Here is a 15,822-nt window from a genome sequence, read left to right on the forward strand (position 1 = left end):
TGTCACAGCACGCCTATGGGGTAGGAACCCAGCACGCGCAGATCCGCCGCCCGCAGTTGCACTTCTTCAAGCACTGCCGCGACCTTAGGCTCATCACGATGGCCTTTAAAATCAATAAAAAAGACGTAGTTCCACACCCCGGTGCGGGAAGGACGCGTTTCAAGACGGGTTAAATCAATCTGGTGGCGATGAAACGGCTCCAGCAATGCGTGCAAGGTACCTGGCTGGTTACGCATAGCGACCACGATGGAGGTTTTATCCTCCCCCGCCATGGGCACATCCTGGTTACCAATAATCAAAAACCGCGTGGAGTTATCTGGGCTGTCCTCAATTTTTTCGGCGATATGCTCTAGACCATAGAGCTTGGCCGCCATATCGCCCGCGATGGCAGCGCTATGCCACTCGGTTTTAACTAACTTGGCCGCTTCCGCATTCGAGGAAACCGGCACGCGCTCCGCATGGGGGAAATGTGCGTCCAACCATTTGCGACACTGGGCAAAAGACTGCGGGTGCGAATAGATACGCGAGACTTTATCGCGGCGAGTGTTTTCACTGACCAGCAAGTGGTGGTGGATACGCAGCACCACCTCGCCACAAATTTTGATCGAGGAGTCCATGAAAGTATCCAGGGTGTGATTGACCACCCCTTCGGTGGAGTTTTCCACCGGCACCACACCGTAATGCACGGCGCCCGCCTCTACTTCGCGAAACACCTCGTCAATGGCTGCCATGGGCAGGCTAACCGCGCTTTCACCAAAATGCTTGAGCGCCGCCTGCTGAGTAAAAGTGCCCTCTGGGCCTAAATAGGCCACTTTAACTGGCTGCTCAAGCGCCAAACACGCCGACATGATTTCGCGGAACAGGCGTGCCATCTCTTCGGAATCAAGCGGGCCTTTATTCAACGCCATAATGCGCCGAAGCACCTGGGCTTCCCGCTCAGGGCGATAAAATACCGCGTCTTTGTCTTCAGCCAGCTTCACATGCGCCACCTGCTGGGCACAGCTAGCTCGCTCGCTGATCAGATTCAGAATATCGCTATCAAGCTGATCGATACGCTGGCGCAGTTCGTCCAGGTTGATCGACGTATCGGACATGGTGATTAGCCTCTTGTTTTCTCGAAATCAGCCATAAATGCAACTAAGGCATCTACCGCAGACTCAGGCACCGCGTTGTATAGGCTGGCACGCATACCGCCCACGCTGCGGTGGCCTTTTAAGTTAAGCAGCCCCGCCGCATTGGCTTGTTGTAAGAACGCCTTATCCAGCGCCGCATCGGCTAAGACAAAAGGCACGTTCATCCGCGAGCGGTTATGTTTGGCAATCGGGTTGCTATACAACTCGCTGGCATCAATCGCTGCATAAAGCTTCTCGGCTTTACGCTGATTGATGGCATCCATCGCCGCCAGTCCACCGATATCGTCTTTCAGCCACTGGAAAACCAGGCCGGCCAAATACCAGGCGTAAGTAGGCGGCGTATTCACCATCGACCCCGCGTCTGCCAGCATTTGATAGTCAAACAGCGAAGGCGTATTGGCCTGGGCTTTGCCTAATAGGTCGTCACGCACGACCACCAGTGTTAACCCAGCGGGGCCAATATTCTTCTGCGCCCCGGCATAAATCACACCAAACTCGCTAACGTCGATGGGCCCAGAAAGGATATTCGACGACATATCGCAGACCAGTGGCACATTAGCGCCATCGGCTCGCTGGACATGGGGCGTATAGTCAAACTCCAGACCACCAATCGTTTCGTTAGAGGTGTAGTGCAAATAGGCAGCGTCAGCGCTTACCTGAAGCGCATCACGTGCAGGCACCGCCGTATGGCCGTTGGGCTCACTGCTGGCCACCACATGGCAGTCAAAACCAAGGTGTTTGGCCTCAGCGAGAGCCTTCTTGCCCCAGATGCCGGTCTGGATAAAGTTGCCGCTACCGCCCTGTCCCAATAGATTCATCGGCAGCATGGCAAACTGCATGCTGGCACCGCCCTGCAAGAACAGCACTTTATAATTATCCGGCACGCCTAAAAGCTGACGAAAATCAGCTTCAGCGCGCTCAGCAATGGCGATAAATTCATCGCTGCGGTGGCTCATTTCCATCACGGAAAGGCCGCGCCCCTGGTAGTCCAGCAGCTCTTCACGGGCACGTTCCAGCACAGCGACTGGCAGGGCCGCTGGCCCTGCGCAGAAATTATAGTGACGTGTCATCGGTCCCCGCTTCCTCTCCGTCATCGGGTGATTCGCTCGGCTGGGTATCAAGGCTACCTTCTTCAAGATCGGTTCCTTCAAGAGCAGTGAGTTCATCGCTCTCTTCGGGTTCGTCAACGCGAACCGTCTTGACCAGCTTCTCTTCTTTGCCGAGACGAATCAGCATCACACCCTGGGTATTACGCGATGTGGTAGAGACCTCTTCCACGCGGGTGCGCACCAGCGTGCCGCGGTCAGTGATCAGCATCATCTCGTCGCTGTCGTAGACCTGCATTGCCGCCACCAGAGAACCATTACGCTCGCTGGTTTGCATGGCGATAACACCCTGGCCACCACGGCCACGCAGCGGGAACTCTTCCAAGCGGGTGCGTTTGCCGTAACCATTTTCACTGGCGGTCATAATGTAGATTTGACCATCGGTGGTTTCGGCCACAACGCCCTCTTGGGCGCCATCCTGCATTTCCTCTTCGGCATCCGCTTCAGCGTCGATCTGCTGACTCTTGGGAATAATCAAGCTAATGACTTCCGCGTCGCCTGCCAGACGCATACCACGCACGCCGCGGGCAGTACGCCCCATGGCGCGGGCTTTGCCCTCTTCAAAGCGGATCGCTTTGCCGTTAGACGACAGCAGCATAGCGTGATCGTTACCGGTGGTAATCGCCGCGCCGACTAAGCGGTCACCCTCTTCCAGGTCAATCGCAATCAAACCAACACTACGTGGGCGCGAGAACTGCTCAAGGCTAGTGCGCTTGACGGTGCCTTTGGCCGTGGCAAAGAAGATGTAGTTATCGGGATTGTAGTCGCGCACCGGTAAGATGGCGTTAACCGCCTCACCCTCTTCCAAAGGCAGCATATTAACCAACGGCTTACCGCGAGAGCCGCGGCTGGCATTGGGCATTTCGTAGACTTTCAACCAGTAAACCTTGCCGCGATTAGAGAACAGCAACACGGTATCGTGAGTCGAGGCCACCAGCAGGTGCTCAATCACATCTTCGTCTTTCATTGCGGTGGCAGACTTACCGCGACCACCACGACGCTGGGCTTGATAATCCGACAGCGGCTGGGTCTTGGCGTAGCCAGAGCGGGACACGGTGACCACCATGTCTTCCTCAGCAATCAAATCTTCAATGGAGAGATCCAGGTGGCTGGCCTGAATTTCCGTACGACGGTCATCGCCAAACTGATCACGCACGGCGTGCAGCTCTTCACGAATCACTTCCATCAAGCGATCGGCTGAAGCCAGAATTTCAGTGAGCTCGGCAATTTTCTCAAGAATATTTAAGTATTCATCGAGCAGCTTCTCGGTTTCAAGACCTGTCAAGCGGTGCAGGCGCAGCTCAAGAATTGCCTGAGCCTGGGCAGGTGAAAGCCGATAAGAAGTGGCCGCAGTATTTAAACCAAAGCCCTCTTCCAGCTCTTCTGGTTTACACGATGTGGCGCCAGCCCGCTCCAGCATGGCGGTTACCTGGCCGGGCTGCCATGTCTTGGCGAGCAGCTTTTCGCGCGCTTCTGCCGCATTCGGCGAGGCTTTGATCAGCTCAATCACTTGGTCAATATTGGAGATAGCAACGGCCAAGCCTTCCAACAAGTGACCACGCTCACGGGCTTTTTTCAGCTCATACAGCGTGCGCCGGGTCACCACTTCGCGGCGGTGGCGAATAAAGGCTTCCAGCATCTCTTTGAGGTTGAGCGTACGCGGCTGGCCGTTTTCCAGCGCCACCATGTTAATGCCGAACACATTTTGTAGCTGTGTCTGGGCAAACAGGTTATTGACCACGACTTCGCCGGACTCACCGCGCTTGATCTCAATCACCACACGCAGGCCGTCTTTATCCGACTCGTCACGCAGTTCGGCGATGCCTTCAATCTTCTTCTCTTTCACCAGCTCGGCGATTTTCTCGATCAACCGCGCCTTGTTCACCTGATAGGGCAGCTCGGTAATGATGATGTGATCGCGACCGGTTTTGTCGTGGTGCTCGATGGTATGGCAAGCGCGCACATAAATACGCCCGCGACCGGTGCGATACGCCGACAAAATACCCGCGCGGCCGTTAATAATCGCGCCGGTTGGGAAGTCAGGGCCGGGGATATACTCCATCAAGTCATCCACCGACAGCGTGTAGTCGTCGATTAACGCCAAGCAGCCGTCAATCACTTCACGCATATTGTGCGGCGGAATATTGGTCGCCATACCCACCGCGATACCCGACGAGCCGTTGATCAACAGGTTGGGCACTTTGGTAGGCAATACGGCGGGAATACGCTCGGTACCGTCGTAGTTATCGACCCAATCAACGGTATCTTTTTCCAGGTCAGCTAGCAGCTCGTGGGCGAGGCGCGACATACGCACCTCGGTATAACGCATGGCAGCCGCGTTATCCCCATCAATCGAACCGAAGTTACCCTGGCCGTCGACCAGCACATGACGCATCGAAAAGTGCTGCGCCATACGTACGATGGTGTCGTATACCGCGCTATCACCGTGCGGATGGTATTTACCGATGACATCGCCGACGACACGCGCCGACTTCTTGTACGGTTTATTCCAATCATTACCCAGTTCATGCATGGCAAACAGCACACGCCGGTGAACCGGTTTAAGGCCATCCCGCACATCTGGAAGCGCGCGGCCGATAATGACGCTCATCGCATAGTCGAGGTACGACTGTTTGAGCTCGTCTTCAATATTGACGGGCAAGATTTCTCTGGCGATGTCACCCATGAAAGTCAGATCCTTTGCACTGCATTGGCACTGCGAGAGTTGAAAGCGCTTGTAAACACCGCTCTGAAATTAGAGCAGAACGGCGCGCAAATACTTCGCCATCATACCACTGCAAAAGCAGCAAGGGCAGCCAGGGAGCTCAGCAAAGCCGTTTAGGGGCTAAATGCCTCTTTCGCCGAGGTTAACGCGGCTAACGCCTCACGCAGCTCTCCCTCTATGGCAGCGGCCTTATTGGCGCGGATATCAAGCAGCACGAAGGTTAAATCCGCACGGGCGATGACGGTGCCATCTTTACGCACAATACGGTGGTGGCACACGCCACTGCGTTCACCTATATCAACAATCCCGGTCATAATCTCCAGGTCGTCGCCGTGCCCCGCTGCCGCCAAATAATCAATATTCAAATTGACAACGACAAACGCCCGCCCGGCTTGATGGAGCTCTTTGATCATTGCGGGGTGCTGATCAAAAAAATCCCACCGCCCCTCCTCCATAAACTCAAGATAGCGGGCGTTATTGACATGGCCGTAGCCATCTAAGTGAAAACCGCGAACACGTAATTGAACCCGTGAAAGTGATGCAGTCATAACAGTTCCTTCTTTATGAATTAGCCAACGACTCAATCAAACACAAGTTTGAAACGTGCGCAACAGAGACGATTGGTGGCCGCCGCTGGTAGGAAGGCCCCGCTTTCGACATAATGTGCCACCTTTTGAACAGGATTGGCTCCATGTGGTTTAAGCACTTGCATTTATACCGCCTGCACGACGCGCCCGAATTATCCAGCGATGCGCTCGCTAGCGCTTTAGACGAGCATTCCGCTAAACCACTCGGCAACGCCGATGCGCGACGCCTGGGCTGGACTGCACCAGCGGGTCGTCTTGGCGGCGGTCAGCTCGTTCACGAAATCCAAGGGCACCGGCTGCTTTCAGCCCTGCGCCAAGAACGCTTACTGCCTGCTTCTGTGGTCAAAGAAGAAGTTGATGAACAGGTCGCCGACATTGAGGCCAGTGAAGGCCGCAAAGTAACCCGCAAAGAAAAAACCGCGCTAAAAGAGCAGGTCACCGAGAATTTATTACCCCGTGCCTTTGTGCGCAGCCAGAAAATTGATCTGTGGTGGGATACCCGCGGCCAGATGATTGGCATCAATGCCAGTTCACGTACCCGCGCCGAAGATATTCTGGATCTGCTGCGCGAAACCTTGGGCAGCTTAAAAGCCACCCCGTTAAGCTCCCAAACACTACCTATCCGCGCCATGACCACCTGGCTAGGCGACACGGCTAGCCGGCCTGCCGATCTGCAGCTGGGTGATCAGGTTGAGCTTAAAGCCAAAGGTGATGATGGCGTGTTGCGTGCTCGTCAGGTCGATTTAGACAGCGATGAAATTCAGCAACTGCTGGAGAGCGGCCGCCAAGCCAGTAAACTCGCTGTTAGCCTGGAAGGCCGGCTAAGCTTTGTATTGCACGATGATTTGGCCCTGAAATCGTTACGCTTTGGCGATGCTTTGATTGAAGAAGCCGACCATGCGGACGATGGCGATGATGCCCTTGCTCGCCTGGAAACAGACTTTATTTTAATGGCCCAGGCGCTATCCACGGATATTCCGCGCTTGATAGAGTGGCTCGGCGGCGAGACGCAGCGGGAACCTGCGGCTCAATAAGTGGTTCTATAGACCTTCGCCTCGATGTTATTAATCGATATTTATTATTTACCATCCAACGGTTCGCATGACTCAACACAATAACGCTACCAACGTCTCTACCGAGACAGACCCGTGGGCCGATATTCGGCCCTTTATGGATCATGAAGTGGCCGACGTGCTTGCCAGGCTCTCACGGGATAACGAGCTGCTGGATGCGCTGACCCGCTTTCGGCTGCCGCGTATGGCACGCTGGGCGCCGTCACTGGCGCGTGTTTTTGCCAGCCGTGCCGTGCGTCGTGAAGTCAAAGGCGTCTCGTCGGTTTACGAGTTTCAAATGCGCATTGCCCACTACATGGAGCGCATGATTCGCACCACCACGGATGCCTTTGAAGTTACCGGCCTCGACAAACTCGACGCCAACGGCGCTTACCTGTTCATAGGTAACCACCGCGATATCTCGCTGGATCCCGCGTTCGTCAACTATGCGCTGTATCAAGCAAACCGCGACACCGTGCGTATCGCAATCGGTGACAATCTGCTTAAAAAGCCCTATGTCACCGATCTAATGCGGCTTAATAAAAGTTTTATTGTGCCACGCAGTGCACGGGGCAAGCGGGCTATGCTCGCAGCGTACCAGCAGTTGTCCGCCTATATTCGCCATACCATTACCGAAGATCAGCACTCTATCTGGATGGCCCAACGCGAAGGCCGTGCCAAGAACGGCATCGACCACACTGAGCCCGCCATCATCAAAATGTTGATCATGGCCAGGCGAGCCGCAGAACGGGACATGGTGTTTGGCGAGGCGATTGCCGAACTAAAACTGGTGCCGGTATCGATTAGCTATGAATATGATCCCTGCGATGTACAAAAAGCCCAGGAACTGCACGATATCGATACGCAAGGCAGCTACGCCAAAAGTGAGTTTGAAGATATTCGCTCTATTGTCGCGGGCATTACTGGCTCTAAAGGCCGCGTGCGGCTACATTTTGGCACACCGGTAGGATCCGATATGGCCACCCCCGACGAAGTCGCTGCTGAGATTGACCGTCAGGTGATTGGTGGCTATCGCTTATTCCCCAGCCACTATTTGGCCTTAGAGGCGTTGGGGGAAGCACCTGAACTGGTAGCGCGCAAGTCGATCACACGTCAAGACAGAGAGCGCTTTAATGCCAGGCTTGCCGAAGTACCGGAGCCGTTGCGTCCTTATTGGCTTGCCCAGTACGCGAATCCCGTTAAACACAAGGCCGGTCGATTGACGCTGTAAACCTACGCTTTAATTTAGCTTTTTTAAAGCCGTGCAACGCATGCCCGTTGGCGGAAAAAATGCTATGGTCAAGGCATTGATTGGTTTCGCTTGGCGCTGTCGTCAATTGCGACCCTGAGGAGATTCCCATGTCCGGTTCAGAAATTCAGAAAACACGTGTCATCAATGAGCTACGTGGTTTTATTCGCAAACTGCTGCAAGACCCAAAAATTCTCGAGCAGTCCCTGGCGGTTGCCAGACAGCAGTTAACAGAAGGCAATAGCCCAGCAGCAATGGCCAGGATTGCCAACGAAATTTCCGATACCACCAGTGTGCACATCCCGGAAGACCCAGCCGAGCACTCTGAGGCAGATAAACTCTTTTTAGAACTACTGCGCGAAGTCGTTCAAGAGGAGCAAGCACTCTACTAGTCAGTATCGCCAACCGCGTCAGCGGCGAAGTCTTTTGAAACTTCGCCGTGTTTTTGTTATTGCCGAACCGGCACCCCTATTCACTCGGAATTAATCTTCACCATGTCTACTACCGCCACGCGCAACATTTTGGTGACTAGCGCGCTCCCTTATGCCAACGGAGCTATTCACCTCGGTCACTTGCTTGAGTATATCCAGACTGATATCTGGGTGCGTTTCCAGAAAAGCCGTGGCCAACAGTGCTACTACGTGTGTGCCGATGACGCCCATGGCACTGCCATTATGCTGCGTGCCGAGCAGGAAGGGATTACCTCTGAAGCGCTCATTGAGCGGGTATCCAACGACCACCAAACAGATTTTTCCCGTTTCGGCGTCGGATTCGACAATTATCACTCCACCCACTCCGCTGAAAACCGCCACTTCAGCGAAATGATTTATAAGCGCCTACGTGATAAAGGCCATATCGCTACCCGTGATATCGAGCAGATGTTCGACCCGCAAAAAGGTCTATTTCTGGCGGATCGCTTTATTAAAGGCACCTGCCCCAAGTGCGGCGCCGATGACCAGTATGGCGATAACTGTGAAAAGTGTGGCGCTACCTACACGCCAGCCGACTTGATCAACCCGGTTTCAGCAATTTCAGGCGCCACCCCCGAAGTACGCACCTCGACCCACTACTTCTTCAAGCTGCCCGATTTTGCCGACTTCTTACAGCGCTGGATTGACGACGGCCATGTGCAGCCGCAGATCCGCAATAAGTTGATGGAATGGTTTGAGTCCGGCTTTAACGAGTGGGATATCTCCCGCGATGCGCCCTATTTCGGCTTCGAAATTCCCGACGCCCCCGGCAAGTACTTCTATGTCTGGCTGGATGCGCCGATTGGCTATTTGGCCAGTTTCAAAAATCTATGCGACCGGGAAGGCATCGACTTCGACAGCTATTGGAACAAAGATTCCGATGCCGAGGTATATCACTTTATCGGCAAGGATATCGTCTACTTCCATGCGTTGTTCTGGCCCGCCATGCTGCATGGCGCAGACCTGCGCACGCCCACCGCTGTCAACTGCCACGGCTTCCTGACGGTAGACGGCGCCAAGATGTCGAAATCCCGCGGCACCTTTATTAAAGCCGCCACCTACGCCGATCACCTGAACCCAGAATACTTGCGCTACTATTTTGCCGCCAAACTCACTTCCAAAGTCGATGACCTGGATCTGAATTTGGAAGATTTTGCCGCACGGGTAAACGCTGACCTGGTCGGCAAAGTGGTCAATATTGCCAGCCGCTGCGCCGGGTTTGTTAAAAAGCTCGGTGGTGGAAATCTTTCCAGCCACTGCGCTGAACCACAGATGGTGGCACGTTTTATAGCCGCCGGTGACCATATCGCCGAAGACTTTGAAGCCCGTGAATTTAGCCGCGCAATGCGCAAAATTATGGATCTGGCAGACGAAGCCAACACCTACATTGCCGATAAAGAGCCCTGGGCACTGGCCAAGCAGGATGGCCGAGATGCTGAAGTCCTAGACATATGTTCGGTCGGCATAAACCTGTTCCGCCAGTTGATGGTCTATCTAACGCCCGTGGTACCCGCCATGGCCGAGCAAGCGCGTGAGTTTCTTAACGTTGAGTCGCTGGATTGGCACACTCGACAGAGTGTGCTCACCGAGCACACAATCAACAAATTCAAGCCGCTGATGACCCGCGTTGAACGCGACAAAATCGATGCCATGATTGAAGCGTCGAAGGAAGATCTCGTGGAAGAGCAAAAATTGAAAGAAGCGCCCAAAGGCCCGCTGGCGGAAGAGCCTATCGCCGAAGAAATCGACTTTGCCGCTTTTGCCAAGGTCGACCTAAGAATTGCGCGCATTGCCAAAGCCGAATACGTCGAAGGCGCCGACAAGCTGCTGCAACTCACCCTCGACCTGGGTGGCGAAACCCGCAATGTGTTCTCCGGCATTCGCTCTGCCTACGCGCCGGAAGCTCTGGAAGGCCGCTTGACCGTGATGGTCGCCAACTTGGCACCGCGCAAAATGCGCTTTGGCGTTTCGGAAGGCATGGTATTGGCCTCTGCCAACGAAGATGGCATCTACCTGCTCTCCCCTGACACGGGGGCAGAACCGGGCCAGCGGGTAACTTAATCCGTCGCATAAGCGGTAAGCAAGTTAAAGGGCAGAGACTCAAAGCGCTCTGCCCTTTGCATTTTTATTAAAGCGGCTCTGTTATTCAAACTTCTCACTGCACAGGTGTTTCAAACATCAAACTCCCTTACCTCCCACTAGCCAGCGCCGCCTTTTCTTCGCAAAATATGCAGCCATGAGTGAGCTATTTATCATTTTGATCAGCACTGCCCTGGTCAACAACTTCGTACTGGTTCAGTTTCTGGGCCTGTGCCCATTTATGGGTGTCTCTAATAAACTGGAGTCGGCCATGGGCATGTCCCTGGCCACTACCTTTGTGCTGACCCTGGCGTCGGCTGCTAGTTTCGTGGTTTATCATGGTCTGCTTGTGCCGCTGGATGTCACGTATCTGCGCACCATTAGCTTTATCGTGGTGATCGCCGCTGTGGTGCAGTTTACCGAAATCATGGTGCGCCAGCTGAGTCCGCTGCTGCACCAGGTGCTGGGCATTTTCCTGCCCCTTATCACAACCAACTGCGCAGTATTGGGCGTAGCGCTGCTGTCGTTAAACCGTGAGTTAAGCTTTTTTCACACCACCCTTTATGGGTTGGGCGCAGCGCTAGGCTTCTCACTTATTTTGGTGCTGTTTGCCGCCATGCGTGAACGTTTAGCGGGGGCGGATATTCCCAAACCCTTCCAAGGTGCCGCGATTGCTATGGTCACCGCCAGCCTTATGTCGTTAGCATTTTTAGGGTTTTCAGGGTTGGTGCAGGGATGAAGGCAGCGCGCGATGAATAGCCCCAGTGATGTCATAGCAATCCTTAGCGCTATCGCGGTATTAACCGGCTTGGGTATCGGATTTGGTGCCCTGCTGGGCGTGGTTAGCGAGCGCTTTAAGCGCGAGGATAACCCGCTAGTTGAACAAATTGATGCGCTACTGCCGCAAACCCAGTGCGGCCAGTGCGGCTACCCAGGCTGCCGCCCTTACGCTGAAGCGATTAACCAGGGCGATGCGCTGAATAAATGCCCACCCGGTGGCGAAGCGACGATTCATGCCCTTGCCGATCTGCTTGGTCGCGAACCGGAGCCCCTGGATGGCGAAGCCCAGAGCGAAGCCAAGGTGGCGTTTATTCGCGAAGCAGAGTGCATTGGCTGCACCAAGTGCATCCAAGCCTGTCCGGTCGATGCAATTATCGGCGCAGCTAAATTAATGCATACCGTGATTGAAGACGAGTGCACCGGCTGCGATCTGTGCTTAGACCCCTGCCCCGTGGACTGCATTGATATGCTGCCGCGCTCCACTCCGATCACCCAGTGGCAACCGGTAGTAGCGCACTCATCAAACATGATTGCCAGCGACCGCCAACCCGCTTCAGGGGTGTCTTGATGTCGAACGCCTTTGACTTCCCCGGTGGCATTTATCCGCCTGAGCGCAAACAGCGCTCCAACCAAACCGCACTAATTGAAGCGCCACTGCCCCGTAGGGTCACTCTCCCCCTGCAGCAGCACAGCGGCCAGGCCGCCACGCCCTGTGTGGCGCATGGAGATGCGGTGAAAGTGGGCAGCGTGATTGCCAAACGCGAAGGTATGATCTCTAGCAACCTGCACGCCAGCATTAGCGGCACGGTGAGCGAGGTTAGCGCTACCCAAATCTGCATTGATGGAGATGGGCAAGATGAGTGGCTTCGACTGCCACCCTTGGCGTGGCGACATGTCGAACCCGATGCGCTGCTCGAGCGGTTAAACGAGAGCGGCATCGTCGGCTTAGGTGGCGCTGGGTTTCCCMCCCATATTAAAGCGCGTGTGGTCGAACGTCATGCGATTAACACCCTGGTGATTAACGCCGCCGAGTGCGAGCCTTATATCACCGCCGATGACCTTACCCTGCGCCACCACGCTAACGAAGTGCTCGAAGGTGCGCAGATAGTCGCCAAGCTATGCGGCGCGCAGCATATAATTATTGGCATCGAGGATAACAAGCCCGATGCCATAGAAGCCCTGAAACACGCCCTTTCAAATTGCCAGCCGATCAACATTGAGCTGAAAGTAATRCCCACCCGCTACCCCAGCGGCGGCGAGCGCCAGCTAATTAAAAGGCTGCTAAACCTTGATGTACCCAGCGGCGGGCTGCCCGCTGATGTGGGCGTGCTTTGCCATAACCCAGGCACGCTACTGGCGATACTCAATGCAGTGCGTGATGGGCAGCCGCTGGTTTCCAGGGTCGTCACACTGACTGGAGAGGCGATTACCCAGCCCGGCAATCGCTGGGTGCGTCTAGGCACTTCTGTTAGAGAGCTGCTGGAGCAGGCAGGGCTGAATACCCCAGAGTTACACCAAGTGATTCAGGGTGGCCCCATGATGGGCACGCCACGGCTAACGCTCGATACGCCGGTCACAAAGCTTACCAACTGTTTAATCGCGGCCACGCTTGAAGAGTTGCCGCTGCCCCCAAAAGAATCACCCTGCATTCGCTGCGGTGAGTGCGAAAGCGTTTGCCCGGTCGCGCTGCTGCCGCAACAGCTGCACTGGTACGCTCGCGCTCAAGACGATGCCAAGTTAGAGCGCTATCATCTGTTTGACTGTATTGAGTGCGGCGCCTGTAGCTATGTTTGCCCCAGCCATATTCCGCTAGTGGCGGATTACCGGGAAGCGAAAAGCCGGTTACGCCTGCAGCGGATTGAGGCAGTAAAAGCAGAACACGCCAAGCACCGTTTTGAGTTTCGCCAAGCGCGGCTCGCTCGAGAAGAGGCTGAAAAACAGGCACGCAAGCAAGCCCGCCAGGCGCAACAACGTCGCTCGACCAGTACCGCCGCCAGCAGCGAAAAGGTCGACTTACGCGGTCTGCGCATCGCCCATGCCGCCGCCAAAGCATCGGTCAAAAAGGCTGAAAAAACCTTAGCGCGAGTCGCTCAAGAAGACCCCAAACAATCCCTGGATGACTTAGAAATGCAGCTTGCCACCGCCCAGGAGAACTTAAAAGCAGCCGAGTTGCAGCTTGCCCAGGCGCGCGAACAGCCGTCTAGCGAGGAGTCGTCATGAGCATGATGCACGCTTCAGGGGTTAAAGATGCCAACACGGCAACGTCTGTGCCGCCAACGGCGAGCTTAATGCGCTGGGTCATTGCGGCAACCCTGCCAGGCATCGCCACCATGAGCTACTTCTTCGGCCTGGGTGTTATCAGCAATGTACTGCTAGCTGCCGCTTTTGGTATTGCGCTTGAAGCCGTCGTGCTTCGGCTACGCAAGCGCCCTATCCGTGTGACGCTGAATGACTCAAGCGCTCTGCTTACCGGCGTTTTGCTAGGCGCGTCACTGCCGCCCGCTAGCCCCTGGTGGCTTATCGGCGTGGGTATGATCGCGGCGATTGTGGTCGCCAAGCAGCTATACGGCGGCTTGGGCCATAACCCTTTTAACCCCGCCATGGTGGGCTATGCGCTGCTGTTGGTGTCGTTTCCTACCTACATGACGCTGTGGGCACCGCCCCAGGAACTGCTGCCTAATGGTTTATGGACACAAATCGCCGGAACGTTGCCAACCGCCCAACTAGATAGCTTGAGCGGCGCAACGCCCCTTGATGCTTTTAAGCACAAAGGCGAAGCGGTGCTGGCCAGCGAGTTCTGGGCGACCAACCCACTGCCGGAGGGCACCCTAAGCGCCTGGCGATGGGTAGCGCTTGCTTGGCTAGCGGGTGGTGCGGTGTTGTTAGCGAAGCGGATTATTAGCTGGCACATCCCAGTAGCGATGCTTGGCAGCCTACTACTACTGGCCACGCTGTTTTATCTCAGCGACCCCAGCCACTTCGCTTCACCGCTGTTTCACCTGCTCACCGGGGCAACGCTATTCGGGGCGTTCTTTATTGCCACCGACCCGGTCTCCGCTGCCACCAGCCAACGCGGCAAGCTACTCTATGGCGCTGGGATTGGCGCGCTGGTCATCATCATTCGCACCTTTGGCGGCTACCCAGATGCGGTGGCGTTTGCGGTCTTACTGATGAACCTGTGCGTACCCTTACTGGATCTTTATAGCGTGCCGCGGCCCACTGGCCAGCAAAAAGCCTCACCGGGTAAGCCAGGAGAACAGCCATGACGCTGTTCCAGGCCATGCAGCGCGGCGCGCTTGCCCTGGGGACCTTTGCGCTAGTAACGGCAGGCAGCGTCGCGCTTACCCGCGCGCTAACCGCCGAACGGATAGAGACACATCAGCTGGCTTACCAACACCGTCAGCTGCAGGAAGTACTGCCCCAAGCGCTGGCGAATACGCCCGTCACCCAGGTGTTGGAGAGCACTTTTGCGCTTCCCAATCCAGAAGCGCTGGGGCTTGCAAGCGATAGCCAAGGCTGGTGGGTAAACGCTCAAGGTAGCAGCGCGGKGATCTTACCGGTGGTAACCCGGCAGGGATATAACGGCGAAATCCGCCTGCTGATTGGCATTGACGAGCAGCAGCGTATCAGTGGCGTACGCGTTACCCAGCATCAGGAAACGCCTGGGCTAGGCGATGACATTGAGCGCAGCCGTAGCGACTGGATCACCGAGTTTAATGGTTTAAGGTTAGATAGCTTCCCGCCAGAAGGCTGGGCGGTGACCAAAGACGGTGGTCACTTTGATGCGTTTACCGGCGCGACGATTACGCCCAGGGCCGTGGTTAACGCTGTCCATAAAGCGCTTCAGTACGCCAACGATACACCGCTACCGATATCATTTAAGGAGCCCACCCAATGAGCCAGTGGCGCGAACTCGCTCGAAGCGGTCTTTGGTCGAATAACCCCGCGCTGGTTCAGCTGTTGGGGCTCTGCCCGCTGCTAGCGGTAAGCGGCAGCGTAGTCAATGCGCTGGGGCTGGCGCTGGCCACGTTGCTGGTCATGGTCGGKGCCAGCACGGCGATTTCGCTGATTCGTCACCAGGTGCCCAGCGCAGTGCGTCTGCCCGCTTTCGTGATGGTGATTGCGGCTTTTGTTACCTGCGCTGAACTGCTGATGGCCGCCTACGCCTACCCGCTCTATCAGGTGTTGGGGATTTTTATTCCGCTGATCGTGACCAACTGCGCCATTCTTGGCCGAGCCGATGCCTTTGCCTCCCGCCAGCCGGTATTACCAGCAGCCATTGATGGCTTTATGATGGGGTTAGGTTTTGGTGCTGTGCTGGTATTACTAGGCGCTCTTCGCGAGTTACTGGGCCAAGGCACGCTGTTTAGCGATATGGCGCTACTGTTCGGGCCGCAAGCAGCCAGTTGGCAGCTGACGATTGCCGACGACTACCAGTTCCTGTTTTTCGTGCTGCCGCCCGGCGCATTCTTTGTGGCGGGTCTGTTGATTGCGCTGAAAAACGTTATCGATCAACGCAATGCGGCCCGTGCCAAGCCAGTGGCGACAACACCTAGAACTGAGCGCCGCGTGCGGGTTACCGGCACGATAAAATAGCTGGCAAAATGCCGAAAGTGCACATGTAAACAACTGCTCGTCTTT

General features: G+C 55.6%; 14 protein-coding genes. 10 read left to right on the forward strand and 4 right to left on the reverse strand.

What is annotated here, in order from left to right:
* Positions 1-2 precede the first annotated feature (2 nt).
* From pheA to HALO_RS12945, 4 genes are all read right to left on the reverse strand, one after another.
* Positions 3-1,094, reverse strand: coding sequence for a prephenate dehydratase (gene pheA / locus HALO_RS12930; RefSeq protein ID WP_035579064.1), 1,092 nt, complete (start codon positions 1,092-1,094; stop codon positions 3-5).
* A 5-nt stretch (positions 1,095-1,099) separates the two neighbouring features.
* The gene (gene serC / locus HALO_RS12935) at positions 1,100-2,203 is read right to left on the reverse strand and encodes a 3-phosphoserine/phosphohydroxythreonine transaminase (protein ID WP_035579062.1); all 1,104 of its coding nucleotides are present in this window, start codon (positions 2,201-2,203) and stop codon (positions 1,100-1,102) included.
* A complete protein-coding gene (gene gyrA, locus HALO_RS12940; RefSeq protein ID WP_035579060.1) occupies positions 2,187-4,925 on the reverse strand; it encodes a DNA gyrase subunit A in 2,739 nt (912 codons plus the stop codon). The genes serC and gyrA overlap by 17 nt, the downstream gene beginning before the upstream one ends.
* A gap of 152 nt (positions 4,926-5,077) precedes the next feature.
* Complete coding sequence (locus tag HALO_RS12945) at positions 5,078-5,512, reverse strand: acyl-CoA thioesterase (protein WP_035579058.1); 435 nt, start codon at positions 5,510-5,512, stop codon at positions 5,078-5,080.
* Between the two features lie 143 nt (positions 5,513-5,655).
* Between HALO_RS12945 and HALO_RS12950 the strand changes: the two genes are divergently transcribed.
* From HALO_RS12950 to HALO_RS12995, 10 genes are all read left to right on the forward strand, one after another.
* On the forward strand, positions 5,656-6,585 hold the full coding sequence (locus tag HALO_RS12950) for a recombination-associated protein RdgC (protein WP_035579055.1): 930 nt from the start codon (positions 5,656-5,658) through the stop codon (positions 6,583-6,585).
* Positions 6,586-6,652: 67 nt separating this feature from the next.
* Entirely contained in the window at positions 6,653-7,834 is a 1,182-nt protein-coding gene (locus HALO_RS12955; RefSeq protein WP_035579053.1) for a 1-acyl-sn-glycerol-3-phosphate acyltransferase, read from the forward strand.
* 128 nt (positions 7,835-7,962) lie between these two features.
* Positions 7,963-8,244: a hypothetical protein gene (locus HALO_RS12960; protein WP_035579049.1), complete on the forward strand. Its 282-nt coding sequence runs from the start codon at positions 7,963-7,965 to the stop codon at positions 8,242-8,244.
* Between the two features lie 102 nt (positions 8,245-8,346).
* Entirely contained in the window at positions 8,347-10,383 is a 2,037-nt protein-coding gene (gene metG, locus HALO_RS12965) for a methionine--tRNA ligase (RefSeq protein ID WP_035579046.1), read from the forward strand.
* A 175-nt stretch (positions 10,384-10,558) separates the two neighbouring features.
* Positions 10,559-11,140: an electron transport complex subunit RsxA gene (rsxA, locus tag HALO_RS12970; protein WP_007114112.1), complete on the forward strand. Its 582-nt coding sequence runs from the start codon at positions 10,559-10,561 to the stop codon at positions 11,138-11,140.
* A gap of 12 nt (positions 11,141-11,152) precedes the next feature.
* Entirely contained in the window at positions 11,153-11,749 is a 597-nt protein-coding gene (gene rsxB / locus HALO_RS12975; protein WP_035579043.1) for an electron transport complex subunit RsxB, read from the forward strand.
* Positions 11,749-13,401, forward strand: coding sequence for an electron transport complex subunit RsxC (gene rsxC / locus HALO_RS12980; protein WP_050713504.1), 1,653 nt, complete (start codon positions 11,749-11,751; stop codon positions 13,399-13,401). Before rsxB ends, rsxC begins: the two co-directional genes overlap by 1 nt.
* Positions 13,398-14,447 carry an RnfABCDGE type electron transport complex subunit D gene (locus HALO_RS12985; RefSeq protein WP_035579037.1) on the forward strand — a complete coding sequence of 350 codons (1,050 nt, stop codon included), beginning with the start codon at positions 13,398-13,400 and terminating at the stop codon, positions 14,445-14,447. The genes rsxC and HALO_RS12985 overlap by 4 nt, the downstream gene beginning before the upstream one ends.
* Complete coding sequence (gene rsxG, locus HALO_RS12990; RefSeq protein ID WP_050713505.1) at positions 14,444-15,079, forward strand: electron transport complex subunit RsxG; 636 nt, start codon at positions 14,444-14,446, stop codon at positions 15,077-15,079. Before HALO_RS12985 ends, rsxG begins: the two co-directional genes overlap by 4 nt.
* Positions 15,076-15,777, forward strand: a complete 702-nt coding sequence (locus HALO_RS12995; RefSeq protein ID WP_035579032.1) for an electron transport complex subunit E — start codon at positions 15,076-15,078, stop codon at positions 15,775-15,777. Before rsxG ends, HALO_RS12995 begins: the two co-directional genes overlap by 4 nt.
* Positions 15,778-15,822 lie beyond the last annotated feature (45 nt).

Origin of the sequence: Halomonas sp. R57-5, from assembly GCF_900070345.1 — a bacterium.
GTDB lineage: Bacteria > Pseudomonadota > Gammaproteobacteria > Pseudomonadales > Halomonadaceae > Vreelandella > Vreelandella ventosae_B.

Excerpts from the sequence above, each read along its gene's own strand:
- pheA (WP_035579064.1), bottom strand. The coding sequence starts at position 1,094 with ATGTCCGATACGTCGATCAACCTGGACGAACTGCGCCAGCGTATCGAT.
- serC (WP_035579062.1), bottom strand. The coding sequence starts at position 2,203 with ATGACACGTCACTATAATTTCTGCGCAGGGCCAGCGGCCCTGCCAGTC.
- gyrA (WP_035579060.1), bottom strand. The coding sequence starts at position 4,925 with ATGGGTGACATCGCCAGAGAAATCTTGCCCGTCAATATTGAAGACGAG.
- HALO_RS12945 (WP_035579058.1), bottom strand. The coding sequence starts at position 5,512 with ATGACTGCATCACTTTCACGGGTTCAATTACGTGTTCGCGGTTTTCAC.
- HALO_RS12950 (WP_035579055.1), top strand. The coding sequence starts at position 5,656 with ATGTGGTTTAAGCACTTGCATTTATACCGCCTGCACGACGCGCCCGAA.
- HALO_RS12955 (WP_035579053.1), top strand. The coding sequence starts at position 6,653 with ATGACTCAACACAATAACGCTACCAACGTCTCTACCGAGACAGACCCG.
- HALO_RS12960 (WP_035579049.1), top strand. The coding sequence starts at position 7,963 with ATGTCCGGTTCAGAAATTCAGAAAACACGTGTCATCAATGAGCTACGT.
- metG (WP_035579046.1), top strand. The coding sequence starts at position 8,347 with ATGTCTACTACCGCCACGCGCAACATTTTGGTGACTAGCGCGCTCCCT.
- rsxA (WP_007114112.1), top strand. The coding sequence starts at position 10,559 with ATGAGTGAGCTATTTATCATTTTGATCAGCACTGCCCTGGTCAACAAC.
- rsxB (WP_035579043.1), top strand. The coding sequence starts at position 11,153 with ATGAATAGCCCCAGTGATGTCATAGCAATCCTTAGCGCTATCGCGGTA.
- HALO_RS12985 (WP_035579037.1), top strand. The coding sequence starts at position 13,398 with ATGAGCATGATGCACGCTTCAGGGGTTAAAGATGCCAACACGGCAACG.